Origin of the sequence: Mesorhizobium alhagi CCNWXJ12-2 (assembly GCF_000236565.1) — a bacterium.
Classification (GTDB): domain Bacteria; phylum Pseudomonadota; class Alphaproteobacteria; order Rhizobiales; family Rhizobiaceae; genus Allomesorhizobium; species Allomesorhizobium alhagi.
Map to the genome: position 1 here is coordinate 1 of NZ_AHAM01000084.1, position 23,191 is coordinate 23,191.

18 protein-coding genes and 2 pseudogenes are annotated in these 23,191 nt (G+C 62.0%); all 20 read left to right on the forward strand.

Going from position 1 to position 23,191, the window contains the following annotated elements:
- Window positions 1-368 (forward strand): annotated as a pseudogene (locus tag MAXJ12_RS11070) (protein GlxC); the annotation flags it as partial.
- Between the two features lie 8 nt (window positions 369-376).
- On the forward strand, window positions 377-1,705 hold the full coding sequence (locus MAXJ12_RS11075) for an FMN-binding glutamate synthase family protein (protein WP_008835936.1): 1,329 nt from the start codon (window positions 377-379) through the stop codon (window positions 1,703-1,705).
- A gap of 20 nt (window positions 1,706-1,725) precedes the next feature.
- Window positions 1,726-3,072: a type III glutamate--ammonia ligase gene (glnT, locus tag MAXJ12_RS11080; RefSeq protein ID WP_008835937.1), complete on the forward strand. Its 1,347-nt coding sequence runs from the start codon at window positions 1,726-1,728 to the stop codon at window positions 3,070-3,072.
- Window positions 3,073-3,166: 94 nt separating this feature from the next.
- A complete protein-coding gene (locus MAXJ12_RS11085) occupies window positions 3,167-4,417 on the forward strand; it encodes a sarcosine oxidase subunit beta family protein (protein ID WP_008835938.1) in 1,251 nt (416 codons plus the stop codon).
- A 16-nt stretch (window positions 4,418-4,433) separates the two neighbouring features.
- Window positions 4,434-4,742 (forward strand): sarcosine oxidase subunit delta, encoded by a 309-nt coding sequence (locus MAXJ12_RS11090; protein WP_008835939.1) that lies wholly within the window; start codon window positions 4,434-4,436, stop codon window positions 4,740-4,742.
- Window positions 4,739-7,798, forward strand: a complete 3,060-nt coding sequence (locus MAXJ12_RS11095) for a sarcosine oxidase subunit alpha family protein (RefSeq protein ID WP_139043859.1) — start codon at window positions 4,739-4,741, stop codon at window positions 7,796-7,798. Before MAXJ12_RS11090 ends, MAXJ12_RS11095 begins: the two co-directional genes overlap by 4 nt.
- Entirely contained in the window at window positions 7,791-8,420 is a 630-nt protein-coding gene (locus tag MAXJ12_RS11100; RefSeq protein ID WP_008835941.1) for a sarcosine oxidase subunit gamma, read from the forward strand. Before MAXJ12_RS11095 ends, MAXJ12_RS11100 begins: the two co-directional genes overlap by 8 nt.
- Window positions 8,421-8,860: 440 nt before the next feature.
- The gene (locus MAXJ12_RS11110) at window positions 8,861-9,178 is read left to right on the forward strand and encodes a hypothetical protein (RefSeq protein ID WP_008835943.1); all 318 of its coding nucleotides are present in this window, start codon (window positions 8,861-8,863) and stop codon (window positions 9,176-9,178) included.
- Window positions 9,179-9,188: 10 nt separating this feature from the next.
- Window positions 9,189-9,569 (forward strand): hypothetical protein, encoded by a 381-nt coding sequence (locus MAXJ12_RS11115; RefSeq protein ID WP_008835944.1) that lies wholly within the window; start codon window positions 9,189-9,191, stop codon window positions 9,567-9,569.
- A gap of 11 nt (window positions 9,570-9,580) precedes the next feature.
- A complete protein-coding gene (locus tag MAXJ12_RS38190; protein WP_008835945.1) occupies window positions 9,581-9,748 on the forward strand; it encodes a hypothetical protein in 168 nt (55 codons plus the stop codon).
- A gap of 10 nt (window positions 9,749-9,758) precedes the next feature.
- Window positions 9,759-11,156: an APC family permease gene (locus MAXJ12_RS11125; RefSeq protein WP_040585845.1), complete on the forward strand. Its 1,398-nt coding sequence runs from the start codon at window positions 9,759-9,761 to the stop codon at window positions 11,154-11,156.
- Between the two features lie 56 nt (window positions 11,157-11,212).
- On the forward strand, window positions 11,213-11,920 hold the full coding sequence (locus MAXJ12_RS11130; protein WP_008835947.1) for a hypothetical protein: 708 nt from the start codon (window positions 11,213-11,215) through the stop codon (window positions 11,918-11,920).
- Window positions 11,913-12,164, forward strand: a complete 252-nt coding sequence (locus MAXJ12_RS11135) for a hypothetical protein (RefSeq protein ID WP_008835948.1) — start codon at window positions 11,913-11,915, stop codon at window positions 12,162-12,164. Before MAXJ12_RS11130 ends, MAXJ12_RS11135 begins: the two co-directional genes overlap by 8 nt.
- 902 nt (window positions 12,165-13,066) lie before the next feature.
- Entirely contained in the window at window positions 13,067-14,062 is a 996-nt protein-coding gene (locus tag MAXJ12_RS11140; RefSeq protein ID WP_008835949.1) for a DUF1403 family protein, read from the forward strand.
- Between the two features lie 3 nt (window positions 14,063-14,065).
- Window positions 14,066-14,434, forward strand: a complete 369-nt coding sequence (locus MAXJ12_RS39990) for a transposase (RefSeq protein ID WP_420492372.1) — start codon at window positions 14,066-14,068, stop codon at window positions 14,432-14,434.
- Between the two features lie 827 nt (window positions 14,435-15,261).
- Window positions 15,262-15,447 (forward strand): annotated as a pseudogene (locus MAXJ12_RS38790) (transposase); the annotation flags it as partial.
- Window positions 15,448-15,723: 276 nt separating this feature from the next.
- The gene (locus tag MAXJ12_RS11155; RefSeq protein ID WP_008835952.1) at window positions 15,724-18,918 is read left to right on the forward strand and encodes a caspase family protein; all 3,195 of its coding nucleotides are present in this window, start codon (window positions 15,724-15,726) and stop codon (window positions 18,916-18,918) included.
- Window positions 18,919-18,924: 6 nt separating this feature from the next.
- Window positions 18,925-20,199, forward strand: coding sequence for a hypothetical protein (locus tag MAXJ12_RS11160; RefSeq protein ID WP_008835953.1), 1,275 nt, complete (start codon window positions 18,925-18,927; stop codon window positions 20,197-20,199).
- A gap of 1 nt (window position 20,200) precedes the next feature.
- Entirely contained in the window at window positions 20,201-21,634 is a 1,434-nt protein-coding gene (locus tag MAXJ12_RS11165; RefSeq protein WP_008835954.1) for a CHAT domain-containing protein, read from the forward strand.
- On the forward strand, window positions 21,631-23,019 hold the full coding sequence (locus tag MAXJ12_RS11170; protein ID WP_008835955.1) for a hypothetical protein: 1,389 nt from the start codon (window positions 21,631-21,633) through the stop codon (window positions 23,017-23,019). The genes MAXJ12_RS11165 and MAXJ12_RS11170 overlap by 4 nt, the downstream gene beginning before the upstream one ends.
- Window positions 23,020-23,191 lie beyond the last annotated feature (172 nt).

The window sequence follows — 23,191 nt, forward strand, 5'->3', positions numbered from 1 at the left end:
TTCTCGTCGTCGAGGGCAATGCGTCGTCGCGCTGTGGCATTTCGATGAAGGGCATCAACATCGTCGTTCGGGGCAATGTCGGTCACATGTCGGCTTTCATGGCGCAGTCGGGCAATCTCGTCGTGCTGGGCGATGCCGGCGACGCCCTCGGCGATTCCATCTATGAGGCTCGCCTGTTCGTGCGCGGCAAGGTCAAGAGCCTTGGCGCCGATTGCATCGAGAAGGAGATGCGCCCCGAGCACATCGCCGTCCTGCAGGACCTGTTGGACAGGGCCGGCATCCGGGATGTCAGGCCGGACGAGTTCACGCGCTACGGTTCAGCGCGCACGCTCTACAATTTCAACATCGACAACGCTGACGCTTACTGAGGCCGGACATGACCTATCACAATCCTGCGACAACGCCTCGCAAATCGGCGACGTTCGATGACTATACGATGTCCGAGATCCGCCGCGCCGCCGCGACCGGCATCTACGACATCCGTGGCTCCGGGGCGAAGCGCCGGGTTCCGCATTTCGATGACCTTCTGTTTCTCGGCGCATCGATCTCGCGTTATCCCCTCGAAGGTTATCGCGAGCGGTGTGACACCAACGTCGTGCTGGGCGCGCGTCATGCGAAGAAGCCAATCGAGCTCAAGATTCCGATCACTATCGCCGGCATGAGCTTCGGTTCGTTGTCGGGTCCGGCGAAGGAAGCGCTGGGGCGTGGCGCCACGATCGCTGGAACCTCGACGACCACTGGCGATGGCGGCATGACCGAAGAGGAGCGCGGCCACTCGCAGACGCTGGTCTACCAATATCTGCCATCGCGCTATGGCATGAACCCGCGCGATCTCCGACGCGCCGACGCGATCGAGATCGTCGTCGGGCAGGGCGCCAAGCCGGGTGGTGGTGGCATGCTGCTCGGCCAGAAAATTTCCGATCGCGTCGCCGAGATGCGTACCCTGCCGAAAGGTATCGACCAGCGGTCGGCCTGCCGCCATCCCGATTGGACCGGACCGGACGATCTTGAAATCAAGATCCTCGAACTGCGCGAGATCACCGACTGGGAAAAGCCCATCTACGTCAAGATCGGTGGTGCAAGGCCGTATTACGACACCGCACTCGCGGTGAAGGCCGGCGCCGACGTGGTGGTGCTCGATGGTATGCAGGGCGGCACCGCTGCGACCCAAGAAGTTTTCATCGAGCATGTCGGTCAACCCACGCTTGCCTGCCTGCGTCCGGCGGTTCAGGCGCTTCAGGACCTCGGCATGCACAGGAAGGTGCAACTGATCATTTCGGGCGGCATTCGCAACGGCGCTGACGTTGCGAAGGCGCTGGCGTTGGGGGCCGATGCCGTCTCCATCGGTACGGCTGCCCTCGTTGCGCTTGGCGACAACGATCCGCGTTGGGAGGCCGAGTATGCCGAACTCGGCACCACCGCCGGTGCTTATGACGACTGGCATGAGGGCAAGGATCCCGCCGGCATCACCACCCAGGATCCCGAACTTATGAAGCGGGTCGATCCTGTCGCCGCCGGTCGGCGTCTGGCCAACTACTTGAAAGTGATGACCCTGGAGACGCAGACCATCGCGCGCGCGTGCGGAAAAAACCATGTGCACAATTTGGAGCCGGAGGATTTGTGCGCCTTGTCGATCGAGGCAGCGGCCATGGCCGGCGTGCCGCTCGCGGGGACAAACTGGGTACCTGGGAAGGGCACCCTTTAAAAAATAGGGAGGAGCATTCCATGGGAACGAGCTTTGAAGCCAAATTGGACCAGTCCGAAGAAGTGACTGATCTCAAAGAGTTCGCAAGGACTCGTAACATCAGATACTTCATGGTCTCATACACGGATCTGTTCGGAGGCCAGCGCGCCAAGCTGGTGCCGGCGCAGGCCATCTCCGATATGCAGAGGGAGGGAGCCGGCTTTGCAGGGTTCGCGACCTGGCTGGACCTTACGCCGGCTCACCCCGATATGCTGGCCGTGCCAGACGCGGCGTCCGTCATCCAGCTGCCGTGGCGGCCTGAGGTCGCCTGGCTTGCTTCGGACTGCCTGATGGAAGGCAGGAGCGTCGCCCAGGCGCCCCGCAACACGCTGAAGCGCCTGGTGGCGGAAGCCGCGAAGGAGGGGATGCGTGTGAAAACCGGCGTGGAGCCGGAGTTCTTCCTCGTTACCCCTGACGGCAGGCAGATCGCAGACGAGTACGATACGGCGGCAAAATCCTGCTACGACCAGCAAGCGGTGATGCGCCGCTTCGACGTCATCGCCGAGATCTGCGACGCGATGCTCGATCTCGGCTGGCAGCCGTACCAGAACGATCACGAAGACGCTAATGGCCAGTTCGAGATGAACTGGCAGTACGACGATGTTCTGTCTACCGCCGACAAGCACTCCTTCTTCAAATTCATGGTGCGCTCGATCGCCGAAAAGCATGGTCTGCGCGCGACTTTCATGCCGAAGCCCTTCCAGGGTCTTACCGGCAGCGGCTGCCATGCTCACATCTCGGTGTGGGATCTCGGCGGCGGAACCAACGCCTTCGCCGACAAGAACATGGAACTGGGGCTTTCCGAGAAGGGCAAACATTTTCTCGGCGGCATCATGAAGCACGCCTCCGCGCTCGCGGCCATAACGAACCCGACAGTCAACTCCTACAAGCGCATCAACGCGCCGCGCACCGTTTCCGGCGCGACATGGGCGCCGAATACCGTGACCTGGACCGGCAACAACCGCACGCATATGGTCCGCGTGCCGGGACCGGGCCGGTTCGAGCTCAGGCTGCCCGACGGCGCGGCCAATCCCTACCTCATGCAGGCGGTGATCATCGCGGCTGGTCTCAGCGGCATCCGCACCAAGGCCGATCCCGGTCCCCGCAGCGACATAGATATGTACATGGACGGGCATACCGTCACGCACGGGGCCAAGTTGCCGCTCAACCTGCTCGACGCGCTTCGCGAATTCGACGAGGATACCGAGCTCAAGGCCGCGATGGGCGAGGACTTCTCGGCAGCCTATATCAAGCTCAAGCAGCAGGAGTGGAACTCCTACGCCTCGCATTTCACCCAATGGGAGCGCGACAACACGCTGGACGTCTGAGCTATCAACTACAGGACAGGCGCGTGATGCGCCAAGAGTTGAAGGGGCCGTGCGCGGCCTTCTGACACCCCGATATTCGCCCGGAACACCTGTGATGAAATACTCGATCTTCTCACTCGCGAAGGCTGCGCTGTCCGGCCATAAGGGTTGGACGCGGGCCTGGCGCGATCCGGCGCCCAAAAACCACTACGACGTGGTGATCATCGGCGGTGGCGGCCACGGCCTCGCCACGGCTTACTTCCTCGCCCGCGAATATGGCATCCGCAATGTCGCGGTGCTTGAAAAGGGCTGGATCGGCTCCGGCAACGCCGGGCGGAACACCACCATCATCCGCTCAAACTACGGCCTTCCCGGCAATACCGGCTTCTACGAGCTTTCGATGAAGCTGTGGGAGCGCATGGAGCAGGACCTCAACTACAACGCGATGGTGAGCCAGCGCGGCATCATCAATCTCTACCACTCCGACGCCCAGCGCGACGCGTTCGCCCGCCGCGGCAACACCATGCGCATTAACGGCATCGACGCAGAACTGCTCGACGCCGCGCAAATCCGCAAGGAACTCCCGTTCCTCAACTACGACAGCGCGCGCTTCCCAATAATGGGCGGCCTAGCGCAGCGCCGTGCCGGAACCGCGCGCCACGACGCCGTCGTGTGGGGTTATGCGCGTGCCGCCGACCAGCGCGGCGTCGACATCATCCAGAATTGCGAGGTCACCGGCTTCACCCGTATCAACGGCCGCATCAGCGGGGTCGAGACCACACGCGGCACGATCAGCGCCGGTAAAGTGGGTATGGCGGTCGCTGGCAACACCTCGCGCGTCGCCGCAATGGCCGGCATGAAGCTCCCGATCGAAAGCCATGTGCTGCAGGCCTTTGTCTCCGAGGCCATCAAGCCGCTTATTCCAGGCGTCATTACCTTCGGCGCCGGCCACTTCTATATCAGCCAGTCGGACAAGGGCGGCCTCGTCTTCGGTGGCGACCTCGACGGCTACAATTCCTACGCCCAGCGCGGCAACATGCCAGTGGTCGAGGACGTCTGTGAAGGCGGCATGGCGGTCATGCCGATGATCGGCCGAGTACGCATGCTGCGTCAGTGGGGCGGCATCATGGACATGTCGATGGACGGCACGCCGATCATCGACAAGACCCCCATCGATGGCCTCTATCTCAACGCCGGCTGGTGCTATGGCGGCTTCAAGGCGACGCCGGCTTCCGGTCTCGCCTTCGCCCACCTTCTGGCACGCGACGAGCCGCATTCCGAGGCCGCGCTGTTCCGGCTCGATCGGTTCCGCCGCGGCGCCATGATCGACGAAAAAGGCCAGGGCGCTCAACCAAACCTGCACTGAAAGCGAGACTGTTGGAATGCGTATTGCATGTCCCTTCTGTGGCGAACGCGAGTCGGGCGAGTTCACTTATCTCGGCGACGCCTCTCCCAAGCGGCCTAATTTTGCGGTCGACAGCGTAGCAGGCCCAGAGCCTGCCGAGGACGCATTCTACGATTACGTTTATCTGCGCGACAACGTAGCCGGCGTGATGCGCGAGTACTGGTATCACGGCGGCGGCTGCCGCTCCTGGCTGATAGCCGAGCGAAACACGGTGACGCACGAATTCGGATCGGTGACGGCGGCCCCCGGCGCCGGTGCGACCAAGCTGGCGCAGGCAGGAGAATGACCATGTCAGGCTATTCCGGATCGGAGCCGCTGAGCAGGACGGCTGCGCTTGACGCCAACGCTTCCGGTAGGGCTGCCCCTGTCAGCCAGTCGCATCGGCTGCGCAGCGGGGGGCTGATCGACCGCCAGTCGCCCCTGCAATTCTCGTTCGACGGCAAGACGATGACTGGCTATGCCGGCGACACGCTAGCCTCGGCACTCGTCGCAAACGGTGTCAAGCTGGTGGCGCGCTCATTCAAGTACCATCGGCCGCGCGGCATCATGACCGCTGGCTCAGAGGAGCCGAGCGCGCTCGTCGAGATGCGAACCGGCGCGCGCCGCGAGCCCAACACACGGGCAACGACGGCGGAACTTTACGACCGTCTCATGGCCAACAGCCAGAACCGCTGGCCGTCACTACGTCGCGACTTCATGTCGATCAACTCGCTGCTGGCGCCGATCTTCGTCGCCGGCTTTTACTACAAAACCTTCATGTGGCCGGCGAAGTTCTGGGAAACGGTTTATGAGCCGATGATCCGGCGCGCCGCCGGCCTTGGCAAGAGCGCCGAACTGCCCGATCCCGACCATTACGACAAGGCATGGGCGCATTGCGACGTGCTCGTCGTCGGTGGCGGGTCGGCTGGTCTTTCGGCCGCTTTGGCTGCAGGTCGTGCTGGCGCCCGTGTGATATTGTGCGAGGAGGACAGCCGCGTTGGTGGCCGCCTGCTCAGTGATGGCGGTGACATCGACGGCATGCATGCCGCGGACTGGCTGCGTCGCGCAACCGATGAACTCGCTTCGCTGCCGAACGTGCGCGTCATGACACGCACCGCCCTGTTCGGCGTCTATGACGGCGGCGTTTACGCCGCGCTCGAGCGTGTCAACGACCATGTCGCTGTTCCCGGTCCGCATCAGGTGCGCCAGCGGGTCTGGCGCATCGTCGCCAGGCGCTCCGTGGTTACCGCTGGCGCGATCGAACGGCCGATCGTCTTCCCGGGCAATGACCGCCCAGGCGTGATGATGGCGTCTGCCGTTCGGACCTATGTCAACCGCTTCGCGGCGATGCCGGGTCGGAGGGTGGCGCTGTTCACCAACAATGACGACGGCTGGCGCACGGTCGAAGCAATTCAGCGGGCCGGCGGCGAGATAGCGGCCGTCGTCGATCCGCGAGGAAGAGCGCCGGCGAAATATCAGGCGGTTGCCGGGCTCCGTGACGTGCGCGTGCTCACCGGCGGCGTTTCCGACGTTAAGAGGGGCGTCGACGGTGTCCGCAGCATCGTCGTGACCGGCCGGAATGGCCTGACGCAGCAGATCGAAGCTGACTGCCTTGCCGTGTCCGGGGGCTGGAACCCGAATGTCGGGTTGTCCTGCTTCCATCGTGGCAAGCCCGTATGGCGCGACGCTATCGCCGCTTTCGTCCCTGGCGACGCGCCCAGGGGCATGACCACTGCCGGCGCGGCCAATGGCGAATTCTCGCTCGGCGCCTGCCTGCGCGACGGCCATGCCGCGGGTGTCGCCGCGGCCGCCGAGTGCGGGGCGGCTGGCAATGCCGGCGAGGCGGCGGAGGCGTGCGACGACATCTACGCGATCTCGCCGCTCTGGCAGGTCAAGGCGAAAGGCAAGGCCTTTGTCGACTTCCAGCACGACGTCACTGCGTCGGATGTGACGCTGGCGCAGCGTGAAGGCTTCGAAAGCGTCGAGCATCTCAAGCGATACACAACGCTCGGCATGGCGACCGACCAGGGCAAGACCTCCAACGTCAACGGCCTGGCAATCATGGCGGAGGCTACGGGCCGAACCATCCCGGAAACCGGCACGACGATCTATCGTCCTCCCTATGCACCGGTGGCAATCGGCGCGCTCGCCGGCCACCACCGCGACGAAAATTTCCACGCCTGGCGGCTGACGCCATCGCATCATTGGGCAGCCGAACTGGGTGCTGTCTTCGTCGACACCGGCCTGTGGAAGCGCGCGCAGTGGTATCCAAAGCCGGGCGAGAAGGACTGGTTGGAATCGGTCACCCGCGAAGTCCTCTCCGTACGCAACAGCGTTGGTTTCTGCGACGTCTCCACGCTTGGCAAAGTCGACGTGCTCGGTCCCGACGCCGGCACTTTCCTCGATCGCGTGTACATCAACACGTTCTCTTCGCTCGCGGTCGGCAAGGCGCGCTACGGCCTCATGCTACGCGAGGATGGCATCGTCATGGATGACGGCACGACCTCGCGTCTGGCCGAAGACCATTACTTCCTGACCACGACCACCGCGAAGGCCGGCCCGGTGATGCAGCACCTCGAGTTCTGCCGTCAGGTGCTGTGGCCGGACCTCGACGTGCAGCTAACCAGCGCCACCGATCAGTGGGCGCAGTTCTCCATTGCTGGGCCGAAGACCCGCGATCTACTGCAGGCGGTCATCGAGCCGTCGGAAGACCTCTCGAACGAGGGATTTCCCTTTATGGGGGCGCGTGAGGTCAAGCTGCGCGGCGGCATTGTCGCTCGGCTGTTCCGCATTTCCTTCTCCGGCGAAATGGCCTTCGAGATGTCGGTGCCGGCCTGCTATGGCGAGGCGCTTGCCCGCAATCTGATGATTGCAGGCAAGCCGTTTGGCGTCACTCCATACGGTACCGAGGCACTCGGCGTCATGCGCATCGAAAAGGGCCACGTCGCCGGACCGGAACTGAATGGCACGACGACCGCCGATGACCTTGGGCTCGGCAAGATGATGTCGAAGAAAAAGGATTTTATAGGCCGCGTCATGGCCGGGCGCGAGGCGCTGACCGCGCCGAACCGTCAGGTGGTCGTCGGCGTAAAGCCGGTCGACCCGGTACGGCGCCTGCGTTCTGGTGCGCATGTCGTTCCCAAGGGCGTGATCCCCGGCCCGGAAACTGACCAGGGCTATGTCACCTCGGTCTGCTTCTCGCCGGTGCTCGCACAGTGGATTGGCCTCGCGTTGGTCGAACGCGGGCGCGGGCGCTTTGGCGAGATTGTTCGCATTCACGACCCGCTGCGTAGCGAGGACTACGAGGCCGAGATTTGCAACCCTGTCTTCTACGATCCCGAAGGAGTGCGCCAGCGTGGTTGATTATCTCTGGAATGCCCAGTCCCCGCTGCAGAAGGAGCTTGTTGCCGGCCGCCATGGCGTTACCGCCGGGCAGGCAGGCGTCACACTGACTGAGATCCGCGGCATCATGCTGGTGCAGGTTATGGCCAGACGCGGAAAGGCGGTCGAGACCGCCAAGGCGGCCAAAAAGCTGTTCGGCGTCGAGCCGCCTAGCACTCCCAAGGCTGTGATCGGCAAGATCGCCACACTTATCTGGTCTGGTCCCGACCAGTTCTTGGCTTTCGCTGCTCGGTCCGCGGATAGCCAGTTCGGTAAGCTCGCCGAGGTCTTTGCCGGGATCGCCTCGCTGTCGGACCAGTCGGATGGGCGCTGCCTGAGCCAGATCTCCGGCCCCCGCGCAAGGGAAGCGCTGGCAAAATTCTCGTCTCTCGATCTGGACGATACGATGTTTCCACCAGGGGCTACGGCGACGAGTTCGGTCGATCATACGCCAGTGAATATCTGGCGCGATGCGAACGGAGCGGACGGTGAAGCGGTCTTCAATCTTCTCGTTTTTACCAGTTTCGCCGATAGCCTGTGGAAGACCATTGTAGCGTCGGCTCTCGAATATGGGCTCGAGGCGTCGTCCGCCCACGCCGAATGAAAAGATAAGGAAAAATGGCTCTCTCCGGAAGCCACATCTAAATCGAGCTCGGTTTGTTTCGGCGAATGCGCGTTTGCCGTGGACAAGCTGCCACAGTCGCAGCCGTTCAAGAGGCGGCGAGCGGACCTCGAAGGCAGCGAATTTCAGGGACAGCGCCTTCAACCGCTCGGCCATCTGGCTGATCACTGTCGGGACTTTGGACGCCGGGATCGAGCTTTCCCAGCCATTCGAAGGATCGGATAAAAATTTCCGGCAGCCTGTCGGCGCGACAAAGCCTAATCGATTCAATGCCATTGCGGACATGCTGGAATTCGCGGTGCCATAAGTGCGGGAGGTCATTACTTGACAGCTTATTAACTTTGAAAGAAATTCCTCAGGGGAAATTATTTTTCCCGCAAAGCCGCAATGAAGCCGAAAACGGCCGGCAGGAGGAGGAAGAAATGGAAGCGACTTTAAGTCAGCAACACGGGGGCGCGACTCTCGATCAGCGGATCGACAGAATGCATGCGCGGGATCGAGCCGGCCTCGTAATTTTCATTGCGGTGCTCTGGTGCACCATGTTGTTCGCGCTGTTCAGCGTATGGTCCTACATTTCCATCCCGGCCATCCGCGTCATCCTGTCGGTTGCTTGCGCCCTGGTGCTGGCGTTCAACACGGCGGCTATCGTGGCCATGCTGCGCCACTACGTTGAAGACAAACACTTCATTTATGGCCTCGACATCAAGCATCTCGACGAGATGCGGCGCCGCCGGACCTGAGGAGCGCACAATGGCTTACAAACCTCCGAAACAGAGCATAGCCGGTCAGATTTTCGACGTCTTGACCTTGCTCGTGCTCACCGTGGGCGCTCTGTACATTCCACTCTATTTGGGCCTCGCGGGTGCAGCTAAGGTGCCGAACCCGATTGCCAATCCGACCTGGGAAGCACTCGGCCAGAACGCCACCGAGCAGCAGCAATGGGCCGCCCTCGGTATCACCGATCCGGCAGCCGCCAACGACATCATAACCGCCCGCTTTGACTACAGCTTCAGCTGGGCCGCGCTGATCGTCATGATCGTGCTTGTCATCGGCTACTTCGTCATGGTCGTGCGGCTTTCTGACAGAGAATACCGCGAAGTCATCGAAGAACGCTTCGGCGACGAGCGCTAGGGGAGGCTACAATGGATACCTGGAACATCCTGGAATACATCGCCTGGGCGCTCTCCGCCACGTTCGGCGTATTGATGCTCATCGACCTCGTTCGCATCGACACCACCTACGACAACGAGCTGCTGATCTCTTCTCGCGAAGGCGAGATCGAGGCAACGGCGGAACGCCACGAGATCTGAGGGGACGATGATGGCAAATGCAACATCGACGGCAGCTAGGCCGGAACGGCTTCAGCTGCTGCGCGTGCTCGGTCCAGCGCATATCTGGGCCCTTGGCGTCGGCATCGTTCTGGTCGGCGAATATATGGGCTGGAACTTCTCGGTTGGCAAAGGCGGCATGATCGCCGGCCTCATCGCCTGCTGGGTTGCCGGTCTGCTCTACACCTGCGTGGCCATGATCGATTCAGAAGTGACCTCGACGGTTGCCGCTGCCGGCGGCCAATACGCCCAGGCCAAGCACATCGTCGGTCCATTAATGGCCTTCAATGTCGGCCTGTTCCTGGTCATGGCCTACACAATGCTTGAAGCCGCCAACGCGATCACCGTCGGCTTCCTGCTCGATACGGTTGCCGGCATGCAGGGCCATTCCGGGCTCAACCAGCAGCCCTTCATCATCCTCGCCATTATGTTCCTGGCATGGCTCAACTACCGCGGCGTGCTGGCGACCTTGACCTTCAATCTGGTTATCACTGCAATCGCCTTCCTGGCCATCGTTGCGCTGTTCGTCGCTGTGCAGTTCGGCGCTTCGGCCGTGCCCCTGGACTTTTCGGCGATCACCACGGATCCGCTGCCCTACGGCTGGGTCGGCATCGTCGCCGCCCTGCATTTCGGCTTGTGGTACTATCTCGGCATCGAGGGCACCTGCCAGGCTGCCGAAGAAGTGCGCTCGCCCGCGCGTTCGCTGCCTTACGGCACGATGGCGGGCATCATAACGCTGCTGATCGCAGCCACCATGACCTGGTATGTCTGCTCCGGCCTCGTGCCTTGGGAATATCTCGGCCAGGCCGGCACACCGCTGTTCGATGCCGCTCGCGTCACCGGCAGCACCGGGCTGATGGTCCTCCTGTTCGTCGGCACGATCTTTTCGACACTCGCTTCGGCAAACGGCTGCATCAACGACGCCTCGCGCGCCTGGTTCTCGATGGGTCGTGACCGTTATCTGCCGACCTGGTTCGGTGCGGTGCATCCAGTCTATCGAACGCCTTACCGGGCCATCGTCTTTCTGGTTCCGATCGCGCTGATTTTCGCGCTCGGCGCACCGCTCGACCAGGTTGTGACCTTCTCAATCCTGTCCGGGCTGCTCGGCTACACTTTCATGACCTTCAACATGGTGATGTTCCGTAACAAATGGCCGCTCGACACGATCAAGCGCGGCTATGTACATCCATTCCATCCGCTTCCGACGGTCGTGCTGCTGATCCTGTGCTCGACAGCCTATTTCGCTGTGTTCCTTGGCTACGGCACGCAGCTGATCGCGATGATGTGCTTCTACATCGTGGCGTCGCTCTGGTTTCATTTCCGGCGCTACCGTTTCGTGCGTCGCGGCGACCAGTTCACGATGCCCTGGCCGAAGCCGCAAGGTTACTGATCCAACCAAAGTGGCGGCGCGACTGGCGCCGCCACTTCCATTTGAAGGCGACCTTGATGATCACCACCATTGCCTTTTCAGCCTTCATCGTCGCCTCCTGCGTCTGGATGGGCAAGCGTGTGATCGCCGATCATCGCGCTGCGCTTGCCCAGCGCCGAGGCCTGCTGGACGAGGCGGCGAGTCTCTTTTCCAATGCCCGCATCAGCTTCGCCGCCGATCATTTCCCGATTCTCATCGGACGCATTGAGGACGGCAGGCAGGCCAAGATCGAACTCATCGCCGACACAATGGTGACACGCCGGCTGCCGCAACTCTGGCTAAGGGTGACGCTCAGCGAAGCTGGCGAACGCCGCGGGCCAACTATCGGCGCGCTGGCCCGCCCGACCGGGGCCGAGTATTATTCGCTCGTCCATGAAATGCCCGAATGGATGACGCCGCCGGCGACTGATGCTTCGCTGCTGATGCGGGGCGACGGTCGTGCCACAGCGTGGCAGATCGAACGTGTTTCGGCTATGTTCCGCGGCCTTTTTGCCGATCCGGCCGTAAAGGAAGCTGTCATTTCGCCGCGCGGCTCGCGGGTGATCCGTCAGGCTGCGCAGGGTGAGCGGGGAGCGCATCTGTTGCTTCGGCAGATCCGCTTTCCCGCTACGGCGATTTCACCCGACCTCGTCAGAAAGGGGGTCGCCGAGGCCGCCGCCTTGAGCAGAACGCTAGCGACGCGCGACGCCGCACCTGCCGCCTACGACGAGGTCGCCTATGGTTAAGCCGATCAATCCTTATCTGGTCCTTGCATTGGCGATCGCATTGCCAGGCGCCGGCCATGTCGCCGTGCGCGATGCGCCGCGCGGACTCGCCTTTGCCTTCTTCGTAGTGCTGTTTTCGGTTGTCAGCTACATGACGACAATGCCCGATCAGACGTTCATCGGCCGACATGCGGGTGGGCTGTTTGTTTGGGCGCTGTCGATCCCGGATGCATATCGTCGGGCCCGCATTCTTGCAACCAGGTAGTGGCTCATGACGGCGACCATGCCGGTCGTCGCCGCTTCCGCGTCCGTCTGCATGACCAATGGTGGCTCGGCCAGCGCAGCAATCAGGACTGCAATGCAGGCGGCCAGTCGAGACGATCAAAGACCTGCGCAACGACGAGGCTGGCACCAGCACATTGCCATAGTAGCAAGCTAGACACGTGCCGACCGCCGCCGACAGGACTCGCTAAAAAAAGCGGGACTATGATCTGGGGGATTTCGACGATGAGAGATGCAGACTGAAACCACTCGAGAACCCTTTCGGGCCGAGGTTGTCACCCATGTCTTAGGTACATTCTGTTACCTATGTCTCCGGGTTGTACAAAGGGGAAATGGTGCCCAGAGGCGGAACCGAGAGAACTGACTATGTGGCTGTTTCGGAATGCATTTTCGACGCGAAAAGAGCCGCCGATACCAACATAAATACCAACAGAATTTTTCTGTGGATTGGTGCGATTCCAATTCTCAGTGGTAAGAAATCGACGTCCTCGTAGCGAAAGTTCGCAACCGGCGAACCCGTGGAAGCTATGTGGGGATCGACGGTCGCGAGTGAGCCAGTCTTTATCTCACTCGGAGCCGATCCCGCTTGTATGTCATATTGCTGCGCAAAGGCAATCCCGATCTGTGGGCTTGATCGGTCAAATCGCCTCGCCGAATGTGGCAGCGCAGGCGGCATACCGATAGTCGAAGTCATGGCGTAAAAGTAGTCGCCAAAGATACAGCGAAGAATAAACGCAAGCATCGATAAGGCAACATTATCGTTCGTTTGGTGTCCACGACAGGCGCGGCGGTTTTTGCCATTTCGGTTGCAATAAGCGCCGCACTGATTCATCCTCGTCGGCGATGATTCTGCGACCCAAATCCTCTCCGCGCCACCAGGCGACTATGCTCGGCGCCGCCACGTCCGCGCAGGCGGTCACGTTGCCGGGCTGGCTGCGCCGCGCCGTTCCGGATGCGCAAAGCCTTGCCGCGAAAGGGCTTGGGCCAAATGGCCTTGAGGACGTCGCGATCGCCGCGGGCGCCGCGATCGGCGCGCTCGATGCGGTGGTCCGCCGGCAGGAGCGATGGGCCGGCGTATGGCGGCAGCGGCTGGCGCTCGCCGCGGCCGCGGTAACGGCGCGGCAGGCGGGGCGTGTCGAGGACGATGCGGCGCTGCGCGATGCCGTGCTGCTCACGCGGCCGGGCGATTTTTTGTCCGTCGGTCCCGCCGGGCTTTTGTTGCTCGCCTGGCGCCAGCTGGCTACCCGGCCCGCGGAGGAACTGCTGACGGAGAAAACCCTCACTGCGGTGCTAGAAGAGTTCGGCTACGCCCCGGATGATGCGGTGGTCAGCGATCTGGCGGATGATCTCCGGCAGCTCGCCGCCGGCGCTGGCATGGTCGCAACGCTGACCGGCACATTCATGGCCGCCGAACGCCACGGCTTCGCCCGAGCCTTCGGATGCTGGCTCGCCGACGCGTTGCTGGCGCAACGGCTGGGTTGGGTACACGCGGTGCCGCTGCTGGGCCCCGAGGCAGCCTTGGGCACAGGCGCTCGCCCGCGTCGATCGACAGTCAGCTCTGGGGCGACAAGCACTGAGACAGATATTGAGCGTGCCAAAGGTGTGCTTGCCGCGCAGGCGCGCGCCGCGCTACGCGCCATCGATTTGTCGGCCGAGTTTGACCGCCGCGCGGAAAAACTGCTTGCCGTGGCGCCAAAACTCCGGGCCAAGGCGGCTGACGCTGTTGTCGACAAGCTGCTGTCCGACGACGCGATCGTCGCATCCGAAAAGGTCGCCGGCATGAGCGCCCGCAGCCTACGCCGCCTGTTCGAGCGCCTGGTCGAGCTCGGAGCCGTGCGCGAATTGTCAGGCCGATCGACCTTCCGCATCTATGGGCTGTGATCGATGGTTGAGGCGCGCGCGAAACAGGAGAGGGGACGATCAGGTGACGGCCGGTCAAATGACCATTTGTTTGATCCGGAATTGGATCATCTGCCACCGGAGGCGCGCTGGCGGGAATGGATGAATCGCGTCGAGGCGACCATTTTTGCGGCGAGCGAGCCGGTCGGCCGCGAGACGCTGGTAAGGCAGGCCGGCATAGCGGAGCAGACCTATTATCACTGGAGGAAGGCCGCGACACCTGTATCGGACAGCGATGATCTGAAGGACCTTGTCGCGCTCGAGGACGAAAACAAACGACTAAAGAGCCTGCTTGCGGAACGCCTTCGCAAGGAGAATGCGGAACTGAAGAAGAAGCTTGGGTTGGCGCAGTAGTGTCGCTTGGCAGTTAATTAGGTTCTTCCTCAATTTGTGTGGTGGCCCCCGAAACAGAGCCCCAATGTGGATATTTTGAGCGGTTCAGCGTCCGCGCGACGCAACGATGCGTGCTTCAAACGGTTCAAACGTGCGGATCTGGCGGCAAATTTGAGCAGCACCACACAAATTGAGGAAGAACCTAATTAACTGCAAAGCGACAACTATCCCGCCTCGGAACTGAGCGAAGCTATCGTGGTCTTTGCCGAAACGGCATCGAGCCCCTACGGTATGTCGTCGATGAACGCAGGGCAGCGGGCGCCACACCGGCAAACCTTCCGCGAAGACCGTCGCCTGAAGCCGCCGCAGCCTTGGCTATTAAGTGCACAGCTAACCAAATGAAATCATCGACAAACGATTCTCATATTAACTGCAAAGCGACACCCTCCCCCCGATCGGGCTCTTGGGGGAGAACGGCAGCAGCGTCTGAAACCGTAAGTGCGGCGGGTTGAACCTATATCCAGCCCGGGGGTATTGTCCGTTGGTTGTATCGTCGGCGGCAGGAATCGGTGATCCGGCGATGAGAGGGGACGCTCTCCGCCGTTTGTTTGGAGCGTAACCGTGGACGGCCGCACTCATCCTTCGGCGGCAGGACACCCGATGAGGTCTATGATATGGCGGAAATGACGGAGCAACTGGCGGCGTAAAAACAACCCAGATCCACCTTGGCCAGGCTGCCAAACTGTCTCACCAAGCGGGTCCACCTCTGAGTGTCCGATCCAAAAAGGAGTGAGTGATTTCAGCAGGTTGTGATTCTGTCGGATTGCTGAGATTCGACGGAGATCACGATGCCTTGGACCGAAACCACTCGCCCGCAGTATGAACGGCGCTGCCCGCGCTATGCAAGTGATCTGACCGATGAGGAGTGGACGCTGATCGAACCGATGATGCCGGCACCGAACCGCATCGGTCGGCCGCGCAAGACGGAGCTGCGCGAGATCGTGAACGCGCTTCTGTATATGGCATCCTCGGGTGGCATTCCGGCCAAGAGCAATCGGCGGGAGCCTATCGCGCACGACCGTGAAAAGTATCGCTGGCGCAATCTCGTCGAACGCCTGTTCAACAAGCTCAAGAACTGGCGACGCATCGCCACACGATATGATAAGACCAAGGAATCCTACATCGGCTTCGTCAGTCTCGCTTCAGCACTGCTTTGGATACCCTTTGTCCACGAGACCTAATGCGGCCGTGCTTTCAGAAACGCTCGACTGAAATTAGATTGTGAAACCAGTTCATCTTGGGGAGAAGGCATGGTTCGCAACGCAACCGGCCGACATGTCGCGCTCGTCATAGGTAATGGTCGATACGGTCCCTACGGCAATCTGCCCAATGCTGTCCGTGACTGTAAGATCGTTGCGGACAAGCTGAAGAAACTGGGGTTCGAGGTCGATAGGGAGACCATCGTTGCGAACGCCACGGCGAGTGCCATGCAGGAGGCGGTCGAAGCGCTTCTTCGAAAACTGAATTCCGGCGTGCCGGCCGAAACTGCGCTTATCTATTTCGCTGGACACGGCTTCCAAGAGAGGGGCCGGAATTATCTTCTCGGTGTTCCGGACGACGAGGGCAGGGTGGGGGCGCTCTCTTTGCAGCGCATGTTAAGCAGCCTGCGCACCGAGGGAGAACGGCCACTTTGCGACCGGCGGCTGATCTTCCTCGACGCCTGCCGCGACAGTTTCGAAAGCGAGCGCCTGGCTGACACGTTCCAGCGGACACGGAAGGCAATTGCTGGGATTCGCCCCGAAATAATCCCTGGGCTAGTTGATGCTGACTACGGCTCGGAGACCTTTCTCGCGTTTTCGGCTCAGCCAGGCAAAAGGGCTCTCGACGGCATCGCCGACGCACCGAATAGCCCCTACGCCGCAGCACTAGTTGAAAATCTCGATGTTGCCGACCTCTCGCTGCCGGTCCTCATGGGGCGGGTGCATAGGGACGTAGTCAAGGCAACGGATGAGCGACAAAAACCACAGACCCATTCGACACTGACGCGTCCCTTCTATTTCAACCCGCAGCGACTGCTCTTCCTAGCAGTGAATGCCATGGCAATGCTTGCGGTGACGATCTCCTTGGGTGTTCTTGGGTCGGCCGTGTTCCAGTTCGGAGTAGATCTCGCAAACGGCTCCGAGCAAGCTGGCTTTCTCTCACTTGCGATCGGACTCTTCGTCGTCTCGGTAGCGTGCCTAGTATACGGCGTTGCGCGGGCCGTTAGCTATACGCGTGGACTGACGGCACCCGATGACAAGGACAAGGCTCGGGAGATCGGTGCCGCTAGGGCCGGTCACGGCGCGATCGGCGGCATACTCGGCGGCATCATCGCGGCGCCGCTTATCGCGCTGCCGTATTGGTGGAACTGGCGCGTCAATGTCCTGCACCCGGAGCTCTGGGTCGGCGAATGCACCGCTCGTCTTTGGTACGATCCAAATACGCCGGAGCTCTGCCCGAGGCTGTCCGATCTGCTGGTCGAGATCTCCCTGGCCACCGTCGTAATATCTACACCTCTCGGTTTCCTGTCGGTGCTGCTCGCTAACCATTTGATGGGGGCGAAAGCCGCGGAACGGCACTTGGCGCGGATGATGCTGATTGGTGGGACCGCCGGAGGCACACTTGCAGGGCTCTTGGTTGGACCGGTCATCACGGCCTATTTCGGCGCGCAGGACCGGCCTTTTGTGGAGCCGACCGCCTACTTCGCAATCTCAGCAGTGTGCGTCGCAATAGTCGCGTTCAGCATTGACAGTTATGCGATCGAATTTGTCTCCCGCGCGCGCCTTATCCGCAGTGTGGTGGGCGCGTTTGTCGGGATGGCCGTTGCTGGCATGGCGTTGGGCGGGGCAGTGGGGCTTCTCTACGCGATCGGCTTCATTCAGGCTACTCTATCTTGGGCAAGCGACGGCTTTTGGAACGAAGCGCTGCCGTATTCGCAGCGGCTTTTCTACCTTATCGTCGCGGGCCTCCCGTACGGTATGGTGTTCGGCGCTGCCCTCGGGCTGATGATCTCGGTGACTCGGCTGATGAGCGATAGAACCATCGTTGCGGAGCGCGCCGTCATCTGGAAGCGCCGTGCCCTGCGATACTACTTCAAATGGCGCCGGATCGTGTTATTGTCTTTGAAATATACTTATCGTCCCCAAGAGGAAAATGACATGAGCGACGATACTCCTGCTCCCCTGGACTCCAGGCAAGGGTTTTCTGGGCAGGCGGTTCCATTGTGGATGCTGACGTTTGACAAATCAGGTAAATGCACGTCACCAAAACATCGAGACGCCGTTGTTCGAGCGATCGAGGACGGGGACTACACTGACACGATAGTCTACTGTCACGGCTGGAACACCGACTATGCGCACGCCAAGCGCCTGTACACAAGGTTTCTCGATGGCGTTGGGGGAATGGCCACGGAACGGGGGATCAAACGCAAGGTGATGTTCATTGGTATCGCGTGGCCAAGCGCTGCTTTGGTCTGGCGTTCCGAACAGACACCAGACCTTGCCGCCGACCAACCGGAAGAGCCGGATGATGTCGCGTTCCTGACCGAGGACATGGCTCCCGGCCGCGCGGACGCGTTGCGCGTGCTGGTCAGGGGGCGGGAGAATCTGGACGCAAAGGAAGTCTCCGCGCTTGCGGCGCTTCTAGGTCCAGAACTTGCAGCGACAAGCGAAGATGAGGACCCGGAGGCCAAGTACCCCTTAAGCGAACGGGATCTTGCGCTAATCCTTAGAGTTGCTGGGCGGGATGGCGCAACCGACGGAGCGCCGGACACTGGCTTCACCGGAGGCGCGTCGCCGGGATCCGCCGCGAACGGTCCCAATGCGGCGGGAGGCTTGTCCGATCTCTTCGGGCTGCGAAAGGTACTGCGCGTAGCAACGGTCCTGAAAATGAAGGACCGCGCTGGTGTCGTCGGCGCAGGGCTTTCCGACACGCTCGAGCGTATCCTCACCCAAACCGAAACGCGCCTGCATCTAGTGGGGCACTCCTACGGCACCAAGGTCGTGATGACGGGTCTCTGCCGGGCCGCCCCCAGCCGCAAGGTGCGTTCGGCGCTCCTGCTTCAGCCGGCAGTCAATCTCCTCGCCTTCGCTCCTGAGGTCGCAGGCCGGCCCGGGGGATTTCGTGCGGCGCTTACCCATACCGAAAGGCCGATCCTCGTCACCCACTCCCGTGATGACCTGCCGCTGCGGCGCCTATTCCACCTCGCCGCGCGCCGCCGCAAGGACTTGGGAGAGGTGATGACCGCGCCGGACATCAGTCGCTTCGCCGCGATGGGTGGCTACGGCCCGAGAAACCTCGCTGGCGGAGAGTCTGTTTCCTTCGAAATACCGAATCCCTTCGAAGACTATCCGGATCCGGGCGGTGCGTCGATCGTCAGTCTCGACGCGAGTGGCAAGATCGAAGGCCATTCCGACGTAACGAAACCCATAACTTTCTGGGCCATGCTCGGGAACCTGGGAGTGTAGCGCACGATGGCTGATATGATACGACGTGACGAGAACCTCGTTGCCGTGCGCGTCGCGCGATCGATGCAGCGCCAAGACCCCAAGCGAACGCCTGATCCGTATGTAGACGCCGAACTTCTGCGCGGAGACGAGAAGTTTGAAAGCCTATCGGTCCCACTCGCTGCGCTGGCCGGCGACATGCCCGATCGCCTCTGGGATCTCTTTCGGGCCGGCGCCGACGCGGCGGAAGGTACGCCGGTCTGGCTGCAACTCACCTTCGGCGTCGGTAGCCTCGCGTCCTTTCCATGGGAGGACAGTGTCGAGGGGATCGGCGTTCCGCTTCTGCGTGTCCCGAACTTCGCGCGAAACGGGTATCGCCGGGATCCTGAGGGTGCAATAATCATCTGCGCTGGGTCTCCCATCGCCAAGGACAGCCCGCCGATGACTGAGGAACTTCTCAGTCTGATTAGAGATTTGCGGGAGGCGTCGTCCGGCAAAATCTGGATCTTCGCGTCGCCGCAGGATTATCGATTGCGCGACGATCTGGAGCGTCTCGCCAAAGACCCGGGTATCGTCGTACCGGCACCGCCGGATACCGTTCAGGCTCCCGCACGCCGGTCTGGCATCAGCACACGGACCACAGTGACCAATCCATGGCTCACCTGGATGATTGACGCCCTCGGGTCCACGAAGGTCCACGTCGCGCACTTCATCTCTCCGGGCTACTTGTCGGGCGAGAACGGGGCGCTCGCGCTGCCGGAGACGCCCATCCATGATAGAGATCGTGGTTTCGCCAGATTTGTTGGGGCGGAAGAACTCGCTACCTTCCTCGACACAGTGCAATGCCAGATCGCCGGTTTCACCGCTGTCGGCTCTGCGAAATGGCGTGCCGGTATCCCGGTCCTTGCCAACGACCTGTCTTGGCTCCGCCCCGGGCCTATCGTGGCGGCGAGCCGCGGGGAGGCGGCACCGGGTCGGGCCTACGGTGCGCTGATCGCGGGTTTTGACCTCGGCGACGCGCCCAATCCGGGGCTGATGTTCTCGGTTCATCCGAGCGCGTTGGAGATCACGTCGGACGCTATGAACTTCCGGACGCTCACGCTGGGAGACCACCCGATCGGGCTGGAGAGCTCTTCCCCGGATTACACCGCTTTCGTGGAGCGCGACGTACCGGACGAAATTTCAAGCGCACTGACGCGGCTATCGACCGCGCGGCCGCAATCGCCGGCCCAACGCGCCCGCACCCGCGGCGCACTCAACGCGCTCGAACTCGTCGCACGACTGACCGGGGGGGAGTTGTGAGATGACCGTCCGCATCCTCTTCGAACCGGCACAGGAACTCTCCGGGGAAATTGTGACCCAGTTCCACCTCGAAAAGGAGACTGTCAATCTTCCTGTGGCGGCAAGAGTTCCCGTCAACATGGGCGCACTCTCCTCTGTCATTCAGCAATACGAAAGTGGCACCAACCCGACCGCTACCGTCGTAAAGGACGTGGGCTCGGCGCTCTGGAGCAACATCGCCCGGCATCAGAACGCTACCGAAGCCTTTCGCGACGCGCTCAACGGCGCGGACAGTGCGGTCGTTCGGCTGACGTTCACTGCGCTCGGCGACGAGGCGCGGGCGCTCCCTTGGGAAACCATGTATTCTCCGCACGGATTTCTCGCCTTTGGTTCCCAGGTCCCGATCATTCGCGAAATCCCGGATACCGGACGGACCGCCCCACTCGCGATCGAAGCCGGCATGCCCTTCAAGCTGCTGGCCGTTATCGCCGCGCAGGGAGGCGATGCAAATAGCGAATGGCGCGCTCTGCGTCGTGCCCTTCAGGCGGCTGGGGGCGGGATGCCCACCGAAGTCCTTGTCCTGTCGTCGTCGAAAGCGGTCGTCGATGACATCAAGTCTGCCGGAACCGACGGCATCGCGGCTCGCAAGATGCCGGGATCGAAGCAGGATCTGGTGCACGCGATCGCAGAATTCGCGCCGCACTACGCGCATTTCTTCTGCCATGGCGAGCCGACCGGCGGGAACCTCGTGCTCGAAAACGGCGGCGCCGAGTACGGCGAAGAGCGCTCGCTCTTTCTGGATCTCGTCGATCTCAAGCAGAGCCTTCTGGGCACGACCTGGATCGTCGTTCTCAATGCCTGCTCGCTCGCCGGCGACGGCGCGGATCAGAGCGGAGAGACCGCGAGCCTATGCGAGAAACTGGTCCAGCAGGGCCTTCCCCTGGTAATCGGGATGCGTGCGCCCGTCAGCGAGTCCAATGCCAACCGCTTTGCCGAGGGCTTCACAGGCCGCGCGCTGGCCGCCATCGCGCGGACGCTGGAGAAACCCGGCACCACAGATCTGAACCTCGGTCGCTGCTTCGCCGCCGCGTGCCGCGATATTCTGGCCGACAATCCGCAGCCGCCCAACGCGGCGGCGGAGGTCTTCCGCGAATGGTCACTACCTGTCTACACGACCCGGGAAGGATTCGGACTCATCGAAAGACCGCCACCTCTCCCGCCGGAGGCGGCCGAGATGATCGCGGAGGATGTCCTTGACGGCGACACCCCGCGCTTGGACACGTTGGCCACGCTGAAACGCGAAGAACTCGCGGGCGAACTCGACATGCTCAGCGATCTAATTGCGAAGCTCGACTCGTACGCGCCACACGTCATCGACGGGATCGAAGCCCGCATACGGGAGATCAAGACCGCCTTGACAGGGGTGCCGGTCCAGATGACGGGTCACCCCGGATGACGCTTCCCGAAAAACTGCAGCTCAATGCGTGGTCTGGCGGGGGCAATGACGGCGCGGTAGTGGACGATTACGCCTCGCGGATTTTAGCGGGTGGTCTCGCCGTGGCCGATAAGAGCCTGCCCGCCACTCCGGCTAATCTGCGCGACTGGCGCGATCCCCGCGTGGGATGGGGCATCGTCCTGCCCGCGCGGGACAGCTACGCGCAGCACGCCGGCACTGTCGACGACGAGCCTGAGTCGATTTGCCGCCTCATGGCCGCACGGCCCGGCGCGCCCATATTCCGCATCGACGGACACTGGACTCCGGGCAGTCTGACACGAGTCTATTCCGACGGTCGCACCGTCGTGCTGCAGCTCAGCGCCATGATGCTCGGAACCGGCGAGGGCTGCATTCCCTACTACCTGCTGATCGTCGGCTCCCCCGCCGAGATACCGTGGGAGGTGCAGTACAATCTACAAGCGTATCACATGGTCGGCCGGCTGGACCTGACGGAAGAGGGGCTTTCCAACTACGTGAACGCCCTCATCTCCGGATGGAGCGACCGCCCACCCACGCCCTCACATTCGCTGTTCTGGAGCGTCGATCACGGCGGCGGCGACATCACCACACTCATGCGCCGGACCGTCAGCGAACCGATCTACGACCGCTTCGCTAATGACCATCACACGCCGGCGCTGATCGATGGCGCGCGCCATCTTTGCGACGAGCACGCGACTGGCGAGGACCTGGCCCAAACCATCGAGCAACACCTTCCGAGTCTCATCGTCACGAGCAGCCACGGCGTGACGTCGCCGCTCGACGAGCCCTTGGCGATGCAGAGAACACTCGGAGTACCCGTCGATGCCGAATATCGTGCACTCGACCCAGCCGCATTCACCGAAGATGCGGCGCCCTACGGCGCCCTCTGGTTTGCGCAGGCGTGCTGTTCGGCAGGCGCGAACGCCCACAGCGATTTCAGCGACTTGCTGAAACCCGCCACTGCGGCGCACAGAATCGTTACGGCCGTCACAGCCTGCGGCAATGTTAGCGCGCCCTTGCCCCGGTCGCTTCTCAGCGCGAAGCGACCGGCTCGCGGCTTCGTCGGCCATGTGGAGCCCACGTTCGACTGGTCGCTCCGCCATCCCGAGACCGGTCAGTACATGACGAACGCCTTTCGCGAATGCTTCTTCGAGCGCCTCTTCACGGGAGACCCGATCGGCCTCGCCCTGCGGCCTATTCGAGAAGCAGGGGGGCGCCTTCGATCGGGATACGAGGATGCGAAGGAACGCCTCATCGAGAAAGGCGACGAAGATCAACTTGGAATCCTGCTCGCCATGAAACTCGCGGCGCAGGACTGGCGGTCCATCGTTTTTCTTGGCGATCCGACGGTCGCTGTGTTTCCGTGACCGCGCGGTAGCACCTGCTGACGCGGCGCCTTATTGAACGGCGACTGCTCAACACCATCGTATGCGGCGTCTCCGCCCCATTGATTTTGGTTGCAACGGTCAGGTGTAGCGCTTGCAGGATGGTCCTATGAGCACGTCGGGGAGTCCCGGACGTGCTCATTGTGAGGCGCTG